Genomic DNA, 16515 nt, shown 5'->3' on the forward strand with positions numbered 1-16515 from the left:
TGATGTATCCGCGCCCCCACCGCTTCTTATTGAATATGGGGAAGGAAAGTTCTATTGCACCGCGCAACAAGCGTTGTTGGCCTCCTTAAAACAACGCAAAGTAAATGCTTATCCCACCGTCATCGTGTTGAAAGGAAATGCCGAGTATAAAAGATTCATGCAATACTACGGAAACAAATTTATTTATGTCGATAAAGTATAAGTTGATTCATAGGGCCATCCCGCAAAGGGATGGCCTTATAACTTGCCGTTGTACAACTCGAATCAAGTATGCAAGAATTGCTGGTGATATGATCAAAAGGAAAGGAGAGAGGACTTCCATGTACGAATGGAATGAAATGGTCCAGCTAATGGTAGATTGGGTGGAGAGCAATATTACGGAGAGTACATCCCTATTGCAGATGTCGGAACAGTTAGGTTACTCACCCTATTATTGTTCCAGGCAGTTTAATCAATTAACCGGGATGACATTGAGGGATTACATCTGGACTCGAAGGATCAGCCGTGCCGCCCTGGAGCTCCGCGACACGGATCAGCGGGTTCTGGATGTTGCCGTAAAGTATGGATTTTCATCACAAGAGGCGTTTACACGAGCTTTTAACAAGGCATTTCGGCTCACCCCTGCAGCCTACCAAAAAGCTCCCCGACCTATTCCGTTGGCTATTCGTCAGGAGGTATTCTCGCCTTATCATTATTTGATCAAGGAGCGGGATAAGATGAGTAAAGTACATTTGCAACCGGCGGAGATCAAAGTCGAGTTCATTCCGGCGCACAAATTTATCGGGATCTGGGATATTTCCGTAACAAATTATGGGGACTTCTGGGGAAACGGGCACTCTTGTGATGAGATCAGCGGTACGCTCGAGAGTATGTCCAACCATACTCTTCCTGGACAACTGGGTCAGACGGCGGGATGGTTTTACCAGAACGGTCAACAGGGGTACTTGTATGGAATCCCCGTTTCAATGGAGTATGATGGACCGATTCCGGAATGTATGGAATGCAGGGAAATTCCGGAATCGGAATATTTGGTCTTTTTCCATCCGCCTTTCGATTACATGAAGGATAATGGTGCTGTTATGAGGACAACTGAAGAGGTAGCATGGAACTTCGACCCCCAAGGGATGGGATACGAATGGGATGAAGGGGCCAAACAGGACTACCAACGACATTTTCCAGAGGGTTATGGTTATGCAGTGTTGCGACCAGTAAAAAAGATATAGCTGGCATTTTGAATCTCTTATACTCATCAGAAGCTGGATTTCATGGTAATATAGTATGCAAACATTACCAATTTATAGTTATGGAGGCGCATACGTATGGACCAACAATTGCAGCAAGAGGGGTACTTTGGAGAGTTCGGGGGCAGCTTTGTTCCACCGGAATTGCAGGAAGTGCTGGATTATTTAAGTGAGCAATTTTACAAGTTTCGAGATGACCCGGACTTCAAGGAAGAGCTTAGCTATTATCTGCGCGAATATGTTGGTCGCCAGAGCCCGCTAACGTATGCGGAGCGGCTGTCCGCAGCTTGGGGAGGTCCCAAGATCTACTTAAAGCGCGAGGATCTGAATCATACCGGAGCGCATAAGATTAATAACGCGATTGGCCAGATTCTGCTCGCGAAGCGGATGGGAGCGAAGCGGATTATCGCCGAGACGGGTGCCGGGCAGCACGGTGTTGCTACGGCAACGGCTTGCGCCATGTTCAATATGGAATGCGTCATTTATATGGGAGCGGAAGATACGCGCCGCCAGGCGCTTAACGTGTTCCGGATGGAACTGCTCGGCGCAACCGTCATTCCGGTTCATAAAGGGCAGGGACGACTGAAGGATGCGGTGGATGAAGCGTTAGACGATCTGGTTCGCAACTATAAAAATACGTTTTATTTGCTCGGATCCGCGGTTGGCCCGCACCCATTCCCGACGATGGTCAAACACTTCCAGGCTGTCATCAGCGAAGAGTCAAAGCAGCAGATTCTAGAGAAGGAAGGCCGGCTGCCGGATGCGGTGGTGGCATGCGCGGGCGGCGGCAGCAATGCGATTGGCGCATTCGCCCACTACATCGACGAGCCGAGCGTTCGCTTGATTGGCGTCGAACCGGACAAAGCGCCAACCTTAACTCAGGGCGTCCCAAGCATCATTCACGGCTTCAAGTGTTTAGTGTTGTTGGACGAAGAAGGCCAGCCTCAAAAAACCTATTCGATCGCTGCGGGGCTCGACTATCCGGGCATCGGACCGGAGCATAGTCACCTGAAGGTAACTGGGCGGGCCGAATATGCGACCGTTACTAATGAGGAAGTGCTGGAAGCCTTCCAGGAGCTGTCCCGCACAGAGGGAATCATCCCTGCCCTAGAGAGCGCGCACGCGGTTGCACACGCCAAGAAGCTAGCCAAGGCGATGGGTCCGGATCAAATTCTTATCGTTAACTTGTCTGGCCGCGGGGACAAGGATGTTGAACAAGTGTATCAAATGCTCAAATAGGTTCCGCAGGTGCTGTGGCCGTCAGGAAGTTGATCTGACGGCCTTTTCTCCATTATTATTTCGTGGTTGTAATATAGAATTCGCCTAGAAGTTCCTTCATTTCATAACTGCTTGGTGCCAGTTCTTTTTCAACAAAAGCGTTGATTCCCGACTTTTCAATATCATACATAACTTCAATTTCTTTCGAGAATAATAGCTTTTCTTGTTCAAGCAAGTTCGAAAGGGATGGTTGTTGTTTGGGCTCAATTTTCCCCGTATTCAGCGTTTGCTGCAGGCCCTCAACATAGGATTCCAACGAACGGCTGCCTACGATTTTCAATCCTTTATTGTCCTCGTTGATCATAACGATCGTCGGGAAGCCTCTAACACCAAGTCTTCTAGCGAGACTAAAATCTTCGTTCAATAATTGTTGGCCGGATTGATGCTCGGCATCCCTGACAATAGCTTCTCCATCGAGCCCAAGCTGATTTACGATGTCTATCATGATGGATTCCTCAGCGATATTCCGATTAAAGACGAAGAGGGCTTCTCGTGAACGTCTTAAGTAATCATAGGCTAATGCATCGTTATTATTTTTTTGAATCACTTTGAATACACGAGAAGGCGGGAAGGAGGATTGGACCGGATTGTTGAGCATCAATGAACCGTCAATCGGCATGCGCGAATATTCTCCAACCTCTCTCCAGTGGCCGAAGACATCAGCAGGTCCTGATATTCCGTTACGGGGGTCGACAGGCTCATCACTCCATTTCTCCAGCAACCCGCCCATTACCGTATGAAAGTTAAAATAATGCCCATACTGCTCTTTAAATCGACGAAGAACAGGCTCAAGCGCCCAGCAGTGAGAGCAAATAGGATCCGTGACATAATACAATTCAATGGATTTTTGAGGTTGATTAAAATCGATCATCTCCATTTCTTCTTCCCCAGCTACGCCACATACACCAGTCTCTAAATCACAAATCATATGATTATCGTTCGCCATTTGTTTATCCTCATCTCCCATGATTGTTGCTTTACAATCAAATTCTAGCCATAATCGATCGATCGGAACACCAATAGATCATTCGATTTGTTGTTTATGCAACACATTGATACAATTGTTTAAAAAGTTGGAGGGACATGATATGACGCAATCGAAGACAGACCCCCGCATTTTACGAACTCGCAAGTTAATCATGGACTCTTTTATTGAACTTTCAGGGAATAAAGAATTCAAGGATATTACCGTCAAGGATATTACAACAGAGGCTAAGATCAATCGCGCAACGTTCTATTATCATTTTGAAGATATATATGACTTGCTCGACAAAGTATTATCGGAAGTTCTATTGATTAATTTGAATGCCATAGACTTCGAGAAAAGCGAGCTAAATGAAGCGTCGATTATTGATATCTTCGTAGCCATAACGGATTTCCAAAGAGCGTTATCCAGTCGGTGTCATAGAGGATACGATGAGACTATAGCCCGCATTATCAGGGAACAACTTGAAATCATTTTCTATGGCATGCTGCGAAAACAACATACAACAGAAGAGAATGAATCGCTAAAAATTACAGCGGTCATTTTAAGTTGGGGCGTTTATGGTGCTTCGGTAGAGTGGAGGAGAAATCGTAAGGAATTATCACCAGAAGCATTTATTCGGTCGGCCATTCCTTTTCTGATGTCTGGGATTGAACACGGAAAATCGTAAAAACGCAACAACGGCGAATATTTATAGCGATTATTGTTAATACAAGTCTATGAGAGCAATTTTCTTTTGGATCATTTTAGTATAATATTTGGTAGATAAGAGGAAGAAATAATTGAATGAAGATTGGCAAATATTTTTGGATAAATATGAATTTATTTTCGTTTGTGAATATGAGAAGGAGAGATGGAAATGTCGTATATCGTTGATTTTAAGAATGTGTCTACGGTTGGCTTAGAGTCTTCCCCTGTAGTAGAAGCTCTTGCTGGTCTGCGTGCGAATGAAGCCCGTTATTTTATGACCAAGTACAAGCATGAATTTACGGTTGTACCCGCTAGCGAAAGTCAGGATACCCTTGATTATGTGAACCGCATTTTGAAAGAAGAACGGAATATTGAGTTTGCGGCCAAACCTCTAGAAACGTCGCGTTTTCAAGTGGAAAATATCCAATTTGCCTACGTTTTCTATGAGGATGGTCTTGCGATCAATGTGATGTATACGGTTGATGACCCTAAGAAGCGGGCCGTTGGGTTTAAGCTGTCTGAGGGAATGGAAATACCAAAGGAGCTAGAAGAGAAGTTTAAGTTTGCTAGGCAGAAGTCGAAACTAGCCGGGACGATTCGGGGTTCGTTTTTTGTCATTAAAGGACAATATTAAGGTAAGCAAAAAGCGTAAATAAATAGGAATCCAACCGTTGTGGTCTGTGGCATCTACGCTGGGATCATATGTTGTTCTATTCCGAATATTCGTTCTATTTAAATACCTCTAAAGCTAAGTAGAGACCGGGCGTAGTATGCCCGCAGTCTCTATTTTATTGTTAAACTCCCAGATTTCATCGGATCTAGTGAAATAGTGCTGATACCCCCACACCGCCCTACCATTAGCCTATCTTCTGTCAAGTAAATTAGTGCTTTAGCCCTGATTATTAAATTGGAAATTCAACTATAATGAGAGAATACATAATTCAACATTTTTCAACATTTTCTCAGAAAAGGTGATTTCATCTATGTTTTCTCCGTTCCAAAAGAAGAAGAGTAATCTTGAGCAGCAGCAATCGCGAGAGGACCTCGGCATAAGGAGGGACTTGGAAGAACCACAAATGGAAGTGTCGATAAATTCGGCTGATTCCGGGGTGAATGAAGAGCCTTCAGGCTCTATTTTAAACAATAAGGGCCATATGGACAAAAGCTCGCTTGATCTGGTATTCGCCGTAGAGCAGATGATTAAGGCCAAGCAGCATGTCGAAATGAGTCATAACGATATGCAAGATCGACTAAGCCACGCGAACGGACAAAATGATCGTTTGAACAGAGACTTGAAGAACTTGGGCAAGGTCATCGAGGAACGCGAGAAGAGTATTCTGGAGCTGGAGCGGAGACTGACCGATAAGAATCTGAAGGTCGACCAGATGATGGAAGACTATCGGGAGCTTCATTCCACTTTGTCTGGTGAGAACGAGGAGCTTAAAGGCGTAATTGAGCTTGAACGCCAGAACTATGCTGGCTTACTTCAGAAGCACAACGAGACGACTGCCGATAAGAATAAGAGAATCAGCGAACTTGAGGAGAAGCATGCAAGACTTGAAGCGGAGCTCGCTCAAATGAAACAGAAAACCGATGCTCTTCGCCAGGAGAAGACGCATCTCCTTAATATTGTAACTGACTTTACTAACCGACTGACATCTCCATTTGCATCGAATGTGGGAACAACAGAGGAAGCTTCAATCGATTAAGTCATGTCTGATCGGAAGAGAAGGACGAAGATGGGGATGGAGACATACAGCACGCAGGTAATGGAGCTGCTGTCGCTTGGGAAGACCTCCGATGGTGTAAACCAAATCAAGGTTATCGTTACCCAAGAGGATAGACAAGCTGCATACGTAATCGAAATAGATGACTTTACATTTCTTGGGCTTGAAGCGTTGAATCCATTGAATGGAGACAGGATTCGACTCTCTCCCTATTCCAAGTGGGATCCTTACCGAAATACCTTTTATAGTGCCATAATCAGAACCACAGATGTTTCCCGAGATATGCTGTATTTTGCATGCAGCGAAGCATATATAGATCGAATAAAGCAGATCAGGGATTTTCCACCCGTTCTAATAGACGAGGGAGGGCAGGAAGGCGGAGTAGAGAAATTCGCTCAGTACCGAGCACAATTCCTGCGGCAATTCTCTGCACGCGTGCCAAGGATATCCATTCTAATCCTGGTCATATTCGGCTTGCTGACTGTTCTATCTATCGCTTCGAAGGGCAAAGATGATTTCGTACGTATATTTAGCGGGCCAATCGGCGTAGTGAATGCAGAGGTAACAACGGATGACTTTCAAGCACCGATTGTTCGCGCATTCATAAGTGATTTGGATAAGACCGGAGTTTCAAATGTGGCTGTTGGATCAGAACAATCCGCCCTATCCCAAGTCTCGGATCAGCCTAACATCAATCAGACGCAGGCAGACTTTGAAGTCATCGACATCGATGAGAATAAGAAGCTCTTTGGGGTGCCAAAGAAATATGTCGCCTTAACCTTCGATGATGGACCCTCCGCGCTCACGGAGCAAATCGTGGACATTCTAACGGAAGAGAAGGTAACGGCGACATTTCTATTCGTAGGGCAGAATGTGGAACGCAATCCAGATGCCGTAACTTATGCGAACGAGCATGGAATGTCAATTGGGAATCATTCCTGGGATCACAGTGTACTTCCGAGAGCTACCTCTCAGGATCAGAGTAAAAATTTGTCGAAGACAAACAGCGCTTTGGAATCCCTGACGAATACTGCCGTTACTTTGTTCCGCCCGCCATACGGTGCGGTTAACGATGAACTTGTCTCCGAGGCTAAGAAGTTGAATATGAAGACCCTCCTGTGGAATCGAGATCCGGAGGACTGGAATGAGAAGAAGCCAGAGGACATCATTCGATTCTTTCATCAGAGTGAAGCTGCTGGGGGCGTATATGTACTGCACGAGAACAAGAACACATTAAAGGCACTTCCAGATATTATAAAATACTTAAAAGGAAAGAACTTAACGTTCGTCGCGTTCAAATAAAATAGACCAGTATTGACGTGAAAAGCACCCATTTGGGTGCTTTTTAATTTTACTCTAAAGTTGATACGGTGAACCTGCTCAGAAATTTGCTTTCTAATGTTGGTGGGGTTTGAACATAAGACATTTCATCGATTTAAATGGAATAGCCAAGCCTCTAGAAACGGGAGTTTTTATTTATGACGTTGACAAAATATTAGAACGTGATTAGTATTAGAAAATATTTATATCCGTTGAAAGTCAAATAAAATAGTAAGCAAGCTATGATTGCTATGGGTCGTACTATAGCAGGAGCAGCTTCTGGAGAGACCGTGGAATTCCACGGCGCCGAAGGGTTCACAATCTCAGGCAAAAGGACAGAAGAGTATTAAATATCTAATTTGTTATATTGGAATAGGTATAACAAGTCTTATTTATTATTCTTTTGATCAAGAGATTGGAGCGCATCCAATCTCTTTTTTTATGCGTAAATAAGGGGGAATATGCTATGGGACAACAGGAATTGAAGAGAGGGTTAGAGAATCGGCATGTTCAACTTATTGCCATTGGCGGCACCATTGGTACTGGGTTATTTTTAGGATCAGGCAAAGCAATACAACTGGCGGGGCCATCCATTATCTTTGCTTATTTTATCGTGGGTATTGCCATTTTTTTCGTGATGAGGGCGCTAGGAGAGCTATTATTGTCGAAGGCCGGGTATCAATCTTTTACAGACATTGCTGAAGACTATCTTGGACCACGGGCCGCGTTCGTAACTGGGTGGACCTATTGGTTCTGTTGGATCATGACGGCCATGGCCGATGTGATTGCTGTCGGGGTATACGTGAAATATTGGTTTGATATCCCGCAGTGGATCCCTGCAGTCATCTGTTTAATCATTTTATTATCACTCAATCTATTAACGGTTAAAAGTTTCGGGGAATTGGAATTTTGGTTTGCTCTAATCAAGGTCGTGACTATTCTGGCGCTGATTGCGATTGGCGTTGTTTTGCTGGTCATCGGATTCCAAACAGATGCAGGAACGGTGAGTGTCAAGAATATTTGGGAGCACGGGGGATGGTTTCCAAACGGCGTTTCGGGGTTCTTACTTTCATTCCAAATGGTTGTGTTTGCCTATGTCGGTGTGGAGTTAGTGGGTGTATCTGCAGCGGAGACATCTAATCCGGAGAAAAATATCCCGTCGGCGATTAATAAAATTCCGTTAAGAATTCTATTCTTCTACGTCGGAGCATTGATCATCCTATTATGCATTAACCCATGGACGGAACTCACTCCATCCGAAAGTCCCTTTGTCAAAACGTTTGCTTTGGTCGGCATTCCTATTGCCGCAGGAATTATTAACTTTGTCGTACTAACGTCAGCCGCCTCAGCTTGCAACAGCGGGATGTTCTCAACAAGTCGGATCTTATATAATTTGGGCAAGAATAACCAGGCTCCAACCGGCTTTGCCAAACTTAATAAAAATCATGTACCCAGCAACGCGTTATTCATATCTACGCTTGTCCTATCGGTGGGAGCTCTTCTGAGTAAGCTTATTCCGGAGCAAGCTTTTGGCATCGTGACAACCATTAGTGCCATTTGTTTTATCTGGGTATGGGGTGTCATTCTAATTTGTCATTTGCGGTATAAAAAAACACAGCCGGAATTACAGGCTAAATCGAAATTTAAGGCACCGTTGACGCCATTTATAAATTATGTTGTCCTAACGTTGTTTGCCATCGTTCTCATGATTATGCTGTATGCTGAAGAGACGCGCCCGGCCTTATTATTGACGCCAATATGGTTTGTTCTATTATTTACTTTGTATGCGAGCAGAAGAAGGAAGGAACAGCGTAACAGGGTATAGGCAAAAATTATCACACCCTAATTTGGTAAAGGTGCCCGATGTGGAGTCGGGTGCCTTTTTGCTATTATTACTATTAATGTTTTAATTCATTGTCGAAATAGTGCTTTTATACTATTTTTGAGTCGGATTGTTCGTTTACTGTCTACTTTTTTGGTGATATACTCACTATAAATAGGAGAAAATGCAAAAAAATGTAGAGAATTGGGGATTTTTCAGGATGGTTATGGAGAGAAAAAACGGCGAAACGATTATCCTTATCCCATCGCTTGAGCCAGATGAGAGACTATTGACCTATGTACAGCAATTGCGAGATTATGGTTTGATCCATATTGTTATTGTGGACGACGGTTCCGGCGATGCGTACCAGTGGATTTTTGGTCAGCTTCGCGAGAGCGGTTGTGTTCTGCTGCGGCATACGGAGAATCAGGGGAAGGGCGCTGCGCTCAAGACGGGCTTTCAGTATATTGAACAGCAGTTCGATGAGGTTGCCTGCGTTGTAACGGCCGATTCAGATGGACAGCACGCAGCAGAGGATGTATACCGGCTTGCGGAAGAAGCGAAGCGTCATCCTGACGCGCTGGTTCTTGGGGTAAGGAACTTCAGCGAGGGAGGGATACCGCCGAAGTCATTGCTGGGCAATCGGGTTACTTCCTTTATTTTTGCGATGTTGTATGGCAAGAAGTTATCCGATACGCAGACAGGACTTCGGGCTTTCGGCCCTTCGCTGCTCGCATTTATGCAAAATATTCGCGGGACCCGATTTGAATACGAGCTGCAGATGCTCATCTCTTGTATTCAGTCCGGCATACCGATTCATACGCTGCCGATTCAAGTCATTTATGAAAATGGCAATGCGGGGACGCATTTTAAAGCGATTCAGGACAGCGCTCGGGTGATGCGTGTTCTGTTCTCCAATTTCGTGCGGTTTATTTCCTCTTCGATTGCAAGCTCTGTCGTCGATTTAGGGATCGCATGGCTACTGATCGACATATTGCGGCCCATGCTGGGTGAACAGGACTATATCAGGATCCTACTCGCGACGGTGATCGCAAGAGTCATCTCCATTATGGTCAACTATTTGCTGAATAAGCATTTTGTATTCCGCAAGGAGGATAGCCAGGGGAGTTTATGGAGGTATTTGACTTTGTGCGTAATCGTGATCTTGCTTTCCAGCACCGGGGTCTATTTGTTCCATACGATGATATTTATGAATGAGAAAATAGCAAAACTCGTCTGTGATGCCGTGTTGTTCCTGCTAAGCTTTCAGGCGCAGCGGCGGTGGGTATTTGCTGCAAGGAGGCAGCGACGATAGTGCAAAATGAAAAACGGCAGCATATTTGGTTTGTCGTCACGATGATCCTGATGTCCATCTATTTGTTATGGCGTATCTTTTTTACGTTACCATGGGATCAAGGGTTCTTGAACATGGTATTCGGCATTCTGCTGATTGTAGCGGAGACGGTAACGGTGCTGACGACCTTTGAATTGTTTTTTCAGAAAATGCAAAAGGAACGCACACAGCTCGACTTCCCAATCATCCCACCGGAGCATTATCCGGATGTCGATGTGTTCATTGCCACGCACAATGAGCCGGTCGATCTGCTGTATAAAACCGTTAATGCCTGTACATTCATGGATTATCCGGACAAGCAGAAGGTTCATATTTATTTGTGTGACGATGGTGGTCGGCCTGAGGTTGAAGAGCTGGCCAGACAGTTTGGTGTCGGGTATCTTGGTTTTCCTGGGAACAAGGAGGCTAAATCCGGCAATTTGAATCATGCATTAAGCAAAACCTCCTCCCCGCTTATTGCGACTTTTGATGCGGACATGATTCCGCAGCATACCTTCCTGATGAAGACCGTTCCATATTTCCTGCTCTCGCAGTTTACCCAGGACAAAGGGGAATGGCGGCTTCGAAGAGAAGATGAGCTCGATGACAAATTCAAGCTCGGGCTGGTTCAGACCCCGCAGAGCTTCTACAATCCGGATTTATTCCAATTTAATCTTTATGCGGAACAGGGCATTCCGAACGAACAGGATTTCTTCTCCAGAGAGGTTAATATTTTGCGTAATGCCTCCAATGCGGTGGCCTATACCGGGAGCAACACGGTCATTTCCCGAAAAGCGATGGAGGAAATCGGCGGTTTCCCGCTGAAGACGATCACCGAGGATTTTGAGACCAGCATCCGCTTGCAGCAAGCAGGCTATATTACGTATGCAACCCAGGAAGTTCAGGCTGCAGGGCTGACCACGACAACAATTCCGAGCATGATTAAGCAGCGCATCCGCTGGGCGAGAGGCATTCTTCAAAGTTTGCAGAATACCCGTGCTGTTACTTCCGGCAAGCTGCCCTTTTGGACAAGAGTTACCTATATGAGCAGCTTCTTGTATTGGTGGTCTTTTTTTAACCGGTTGATTTTCATCATGGCACCCATTTTGTTTGCGCTGTTCGACTTCCAAATTGTAAACACGAGCTTTTTGGAAATTCTCGTATTTTGGCTTCCGTCTTACTTTTGCTACAGTATGTCGATGCGTTATCTGTCCAGCAATATTCGCAATCAGCGCTGGAGTCAAGTCATCGATACGATTTTCATGCCATATCTGATATGGCCAGTTCTGCTTGAAACCTTGCACATCCATGAGAGGAAGTTCAAGGTGACGAACAAGAAGAAGGGCGCCGGACCGAAGTGGATGACTTCCTTGTTGTATGCACTTCCGCACATTTTCCTGCTGCTTCTTTCGGTTGCGGCAATCGTCCGGTTCGTGCACGGCAAGTACGGCTTGGCTCTCTTCTACAGCAGCATTATCGTGTTTTGGCTGGTTCATAATATGATTGCACTCTGTTATGCCTTGTTCTTCATGATCGGCCGCCGCGCTTATCGGGAGACAGAGCGAATTCGGGCGCAAGAGGATGTCACGATCCACTACAAAGCGGGCAACCTGCGCTATCAGGCCAGGACCGTCGATGTGTCGGAGCATGGCATTGCCATATATGTCGAACATCCCGTCTACTTGCCGCCCCAGACGACGATCTCACTCGTCGTGAAGAGCGAGCGCTATGAAGCGAGTCTGGATGCCGTCATCGTCTATGTGAAAAAGGATGGGGATGGCTGGCGCTATTCGGCAACGGTTCAGCCGGTCGATGAGACGAACAAACGCCAATACATGCAGATCATTTATGACCGGAAACACTCTTTGCCTGAGCAGATGAATCTATGGGATACGGCTTATGACGATATGGTCCGTAACGTGAAAAGGCGCATTGTTCAACCGCTTCTGGATAAACGAAAAATGCCGCGGATTCCGCTTCAGTGTCCAATCGTTATGACGAATGGTGCTGGATGTACGCTGCGCAGTTTTAATTACCTTTACTTTTCCGCCTCCGGATTCCAGGGCGATATTCCAGTAGGGGCTGTGGTGACCTTCTATACCCGAAGCGATATTGAAGTCATTGTGCGGCATACGGGTAAAACGACGGCCGGTCATCAAGAGGTGCTCCTCTCGGTTGAGAATATCGGCGATATAGTGGATCGCGGGCTTGTCGATCAGATGCTGGATGATTTGCTCCATCCACGTTCCGAGAGCGCTTAAGAGGATGAGGAGAGATAGAAATGCTGATTTTGTTTCAACTGTTGATGGGGGTCCTATTGGTGCTTTCCTGTCTGGGTTACATGCTGTTTGTTCGAAAAACACTAACATTACCATGGGAGTTCATCCCTGTATTCGTATTTTCATCGATTGCCTGCATTGTTTTTGTGGGTGGTCTGGCAGGGCAGCTCTATGTAGTTAGTCTTGTTGTGTTGATTCTAGGCCTGCTGGCGTACGTTGGACTCGTGGTCCGCTGGCTGCGCCAAGGGGCTAAATTCCGCTTTTCGTTTTCTATATTTCTAGTTACTTTCCTGGTAGGAAGCTTTATCTTTCTGCTGGTGCTGTTCCAGACCTCATTGACGCATTACGATAATTTTTCCCACTGGGCGATCGTGTTGAAGGTGATGTTAAGTACAGATGCCTTCCCGACGTCAGCTTCGAACCTGATTGATTTTAAAAATTATCCGCTTGGCGTCTCGTCTTTTCTCTATTATGTCTGCCGGTTTGCGGGACATGCTCAGTCCGTGATGTTATTCGCGCAAGGGCTGCTCATTTTTTCGTGTTTCTATGCTATGTTTGGCATCGTATCCGAGAAGAAACGTTTTCTCTTGTATGCTTTCCTTGGATTAGGCCTTTCCATGCTTTCTTTTTTCAATCTGACGATCCGCATCACTAATCTGTTGGTGGACTTCTTGCTCCCGATTTATGCGCTGGCCATCTTGGCGGTGGTCTATCGGTATCGGAATGAGATGAAGCGGGCATGTCTTGTCGTTCTTCCGCTTGCGGGCTTGCTGACGGTCATGAAAAGCACGGGTATTATTTTTGCGGCGATCGGGTTGCTCTTCTTGATCTACACTTGGCTGACGCATTGGAATAAGCCCGGCTGGAAGAACGTGCTTGCCGTCGTCGGGATGCTCTGCGGGGTATTGCTTCCTTACTTTGGCTGGAGCTGGCGCATGAAGTCTGTCTTCCAGGGCGTAGAGAATAAATTCGACGTCGCTTCCTCCGGTCTTCAAATGGGAAAAACGACGGAGCAAATGCATGAGATTATATCGCTATTTCTGAAGTCCAGTACCGATCTGACGACACGGCCGGCGATCGGGATTGTCGTCTTTGAGCTCCTAGCGATCGCGGCTTCTATTTTTGCGGCGGTGGTGTTGAAGAAGAAGTGGAATTTGTGGAAAGCGCTGATTGCCTTGGATATCGTCCTGTTATTGTACTATGCAGGGATTCTGGGGTTGTATCTGTACTCTATGCCGCTAGATGAGGCGATTTGGCTGGCTGGTTTTGAACGTTATGCATCCAGTATTGTCGTACTCTTCGCTGGCGGTTTAGTGCTGTGCGCTGCGGTCGATATCGAGCGTTCCTTTCATTATAAAATCGGCGAAGTGCCCGATTATCGCGCATTTAAGAGTGTCCAAATGAAAGGATACTATCAAAAAGGAATTATGGTCTGTACGGCGATTGCCGTCACCTTGCTGTTATCGGAGTATAACGGCATTGTCTCCATTGCGAAGAGCTACGATACGACGCTCCCGTACAAAGTCCATGAGGTGACCGGTGATCGGTGGTACCCAAATGGTCAGGAGGATAACCACAAATATCTGTTCTACGCCTCGGACGCAGATCAGCAGGTGACGAACTATTACATGCAATATATCGGGAAGTATTTCCTGTATGCCCCTCATGTGGACGGGATTGTTCTGTTCTATGAGGACAATATGGACAACCTGCTCAGCGGCTACGATTATCTGGTCGTCGTGGAGCGTGATTCCGATGGGAACCGTCTGTTGAAGAAGCATTATGGCGTCGACATGCAGGAGGGCATCTACCATATTACCCGTTCCGGGGAGCAGATCGTTCTTACGCAGGTCTGAATGAAATTGATACTACAACGAAAAAATCACCAAAACCGTAAAAGGGATTGGTGATTTTTTTTGGAGTGGTCTTGTTGTATTTACGCTGAACCTTCCGGCACCCTGCTGGACATATCAAAATCAACATCTTCAATAAATTCGATCACTTCTCCATTGGGACTGTGAACAAGCGCGTTCGTGACGTGAAGCGGCGGTTCGCCGAGCGATAGGTGCGACGGTTCTACGAATGGCTTGGCGCCATACGCAAGCGCTCTCTGGTACATCACCTCGGCATCATCGACATAGAAAGCGAGATGCAGCAGTGCGCCGTGGGCTACCTCTTCATCCGACACGGCCTTCTTGCCTTGGGCGGGAATGACGGCGTCGTTATCGAAGATTTCAAGGCAAGTTCTTCCGTCAGGCGAGACCAGCATGGAAGCTTCTTGGATTTGGAAGGAAGGCAGGCTCCAGCGGTGACCCGTCTTGAACCCTAACACTTCCGTATAGAATGCAATCGTTGCTTGATAATCTTTGGCTTGAATGGCCACATGGGATAGACCTTTAATGCTCATCCTACATCCTCCTCATATATCATGTATCTATTGTAATAGGATGAAGTTATGAGATGAATGCGAATAGTAAGGAGATTATCGTATAATGCATAATGAATATAAGGTATTTTGGCCAAGGAGGTTTATTTTATAAAACCCCGGTCTGGAGGTGTATAGATTGTATGGAATATTTGGAATATTTGATCGATGACGTGGATCGCAAGATCATGCAATTGCTGCAGCGCAATGCGCGCATGCCAATTTCACAGATCAGCAAAGAAGTGTCGATGTCTCAACCATCCGTGAAAGAAAGAATCATGAAGCTGGAAGAAAGGAACATCATTTCCGGGTATTCTGCCGTATTCAATTTGCGGAATCTGAATCGAGGAACAACGACGTTCATCCTCTTCAAAACGGAACACTGCCAAGACATTGTTGATTTTTGCGAGGGTGCTAGAGAAGTAACAGATTTATACCGCATCAGCGGAGAATATAATTATCTGATCAAAGTGCAAACGACAAGCATTGAGGAACTCGCTCAGCTCCAAGACACGCTCACGAAGTTCGGCGTGTCCAAGTCGCATATTAGTATGAAAAATATGATCGAAAATCGGATATTACTCTAAAATAGAGGATCGAAGAGGTCAGGCAGACAGAATAGGCCATCCCGCCAAGGATGGCCTATTAATTTGTAGTGAAAGATCAAGCCGGGAACCATCATGAAGGTTTGTTTATGATTACTTATTCTGCAGGACCTTGCCTTTTACCTCGCCGATTTTAACTTCTCCGTTACCAGACTGCGTAATCGACGCATCTTTGGCCACATCGTTGATGTCCAGGCTGCCGTCACCCACATGAATCTCGGCAGAGCCTTCTACATGATCGATAACCATATGTCCATTGATATTGTGAATGACGACATCAGATCCAATATTGCGAACGGTAATATCTCCATCCCGATTGTCGATGTCAAGCGAGCCGGATACGTTCGACGCTTGAATATTACCGTTGATATTGTCAATTTTGGCGTTGGACGATAGATCTGATATATGGATATTGCCGTCCCGATGAGACATAATGTCCAGTTGAAGTTGCTTCGGCACTTTGATGTCCAAGTCCACCGCCCCAGATCCCATAGCTAGGAATTGCCCTCTAAACTGCGCATCCAGATTAGCGATCTCTCCCTGTGCCTCAAGTTTAAGTTCTAATTTATCCATGCTGACCCCATTGACCTTAGCGAGTGCTGCGACTTCGATCTGATCCGAATCGGAGCTGCCTGTAATCCTAATCTCCCCATTTCGATGATCAATGACGAGCTTGGTCAGAGCATTTACGGGTAGTTCCAGCTTCTTCGTCGCTGTTTCTTCTTTTGCTCCGCAGGCAGTAATCATCAGCAATAGGGCCAGCAGCATCGTGCTAAGTGTCATTTTCATTATTTTCATATAAGACTATCC

The 16515-nt window shown here is 45.8% G+C and carries 14 protein-coding genes and 1 riboswitch; of the genes, 11 read left to right on the forward strand and 3 right to left on the reverse strand.

The window, feature by feature from the left end; genetic code table 11:
• Window positions 1–320: 320 nt before the first annotated feature.
• On the forward strand, window positions 321–1223 hold the full coding sequence (locus GCU39_RS24760) for a helix-turn-helix domain-containing protein (protein WP_152395896.1): 903 nt from the start codon (window positions 321–323) through the stop codon (window positions 1221–1223).
• 96 nt (window positions 1224–1319) lie between these two features.
• Window positions 1320–2480 (forward strand): tryptophan synthase subunit beta, encoded by a 1161-nt coding sequence (gene trpB, locus GCU39_RS24765; protein ID WP_152395897.1) that lies wholly within the window; start codon window positions 1320–1322, stop codon window positions 2478–2480.
• Window positions 2481–2535: 55 nt separating this feature from the next.
• Here the strand turns inward: trpB and GCU39_RS24770 are convergent, their stop codons facing one another.
• Window positions 2536–3465, reverse strand: a complete 930-nt coding sequence (locus GCU39_RS24770) for a DsbA family protein (protein WP_407671589.1) — start codon at window positions 3463–3465, stop codon at window positions 2536–2538.
• Window positions 3466–3607: 142 nt separating this feature from the next.
• Between GCU39_RS24770 and GCU39_RS24775 the strand changes: the two genes are divergently transcribed.
• From GCU39_RS24775 to GCU39_RS24810, 8 genes are all read left to right on the forward strand, one after another.
• Complete coding sequence (locus GCU39_RS24775; RefSeq protein ID WP_152395899.1) at window positions 3608–4174, forward strand: TetR/AcrR family transcriptional regulator; 567 nt, start codon at window positions 3608–3610, stop codon at window positions 4172–4174.
• A gap of 189 nt (window positions 4175–4363) precedes the next feature.
• Window positions 4364–4828 (forward strand): DUF8821 family protein, encoded by a 465-nt coding sequence (locus tag GCU39_RS24780; protein WP_152395900.1) that lies wholly within the window; start codon window positions 4364–4366, stop codon window positions 4826–4828.
• A 427-nt stretch (window positions 4829–5255) separates the two neighbouring features.
• Complete coding sequence (locus GCU39_RS24785) at window positions 5256–5903, forward strand: hypothetical protein (protein WP_227793324.1); 648 nt, start codon at window positions 5256–5258, stop codon at window positions 5901–5903.
• A gap of 3 nt (window positions 5904–5906) precedes the next feature.
• Window positions 5907–7223: a polysaccharide deacetylase family protein gene (locus GCU39_RS24790; protein WP_152395902.1), complete on the forward strand. Its 1317-nt coding sequence runs from the start codon at window positions 5907–5909 to the stop codon at window positions 7221–7223.
• A gap of 287 nt (window positions 7224–7510) precedes the next feature.
• Window positions 7511–7590: riboswitch (glycine riboswitch) on the forward strand.
• A 117-nt stretch (window positions 7591–7707) separates the two neighbouring features.
• Window positions 7708–9066, forward strand: coding sequence for an amino acid permease (locus GCU39_RS24795; RefSeq protein WP_152395903.1), 1359 nt, complete (start codon window positions 7708–7710; stop codon window positions 9064–9066).
• Between the two features lie 217 nt (window positions 9067–9283).
• Window positions 9284–10378: a bifunctional glycosyltransferase family 2/GtrA family protein gene (locus GCU39_RS24800; RefSeq protein WP_193726616.1), complete on the forward strand. Its 1095-nt coding sequence runs from the start codon at window positions 9284–9286 to the stop codon at window positions 10376–10378.
• Window positions 10378–12657 carry a glycosyltransferase family 2 protein gene (locus tag GCU39_RS24805; RefSeq protein ID WP_152395905.1) on the forward strand — a complete coding sequence of 760 codons (2280 nt, stop codon included), beginning with the start codon at window positions 10378–10380 and terminating at the stop codon, window positions 12655–12657. The genes GCU39_RS24800 and GCU39_RS24805 overlap by 1 nt, the downstream gene beginning before the upstream one ends.
• Window positions 12658–12677: 20 nt before the next feature.
• Window positions 12678–14531, forward strand: a complete 1854-nt coding sequence (locus GCU39_RS24810; protein ID WP_152395906.1) for a hypothetical protein — start codon at window positions 12678–12680, stop codon at window positions 14529–14531.
• A gap of 80 nt (window positions 14532–14611) precedes the next feature.
• Here the strand turns inward: GCU39_RS24810 and GCU39_RS24815 are convergent, their stop codons facing one another.
• Window positions 14612–15082 (reverse strand): VOC family protein, encoded by a 471-nt coding sequence (locus tag GCU39_RS24815; protein WP_152395907.1) that lies wholly within the window; start codon window positions 15080–15082, stop codon window positions 14612–14614.
• Between the two features lie 161 nt (window positions 15083–15243).
• Between GCU39_RS24815 and GCU39_RS24820 the strand changes: the two genes are divergently transcribed.
• Complete coding sequence (locus tag GCU39_RS24820; protein WP_407671590.1) at window positions 15244–15687, forward strand: Lrp/AsnC family transcriptional regulator; 444 nt, start codon at window positions 15244–15246, stop codon at window positions 15685–15687.
• Between the two features lie 111 nt (window positions 15688–15798).
• Here GCU39_RS24820 and GCU39_RS24825 read toward each other — a convergent pair whose 3' ends face one another.
• Window positions 15799–16503 carry a DUF4097 family beta strand repeat-containing protein gene (locus GCU39_RS24825; protein ID WP_152395908.1) on the reverse strand — a complete coding sequence of 235 codons (705 nt, stop codon included), beginning with the start codon at window positions 16501–16503 and terminating at the stop codon, window positions 15799–15801.
• Window positions 16504–16515: the final 12 nt, after the last annotated feature.

Origin of the sequence: Paenibacillus guangzhouensis, assembly GCF_009363075.1 — a bacterium.
In the GTDB taxonomy this organism is placed as follows: domain Bacteria; phylum Bacillota; class Bacilli; order Paenibacillales; family Paenibacillaceae; genus Paenibacillus_K; species Paenibacillus_K guangzhouensis.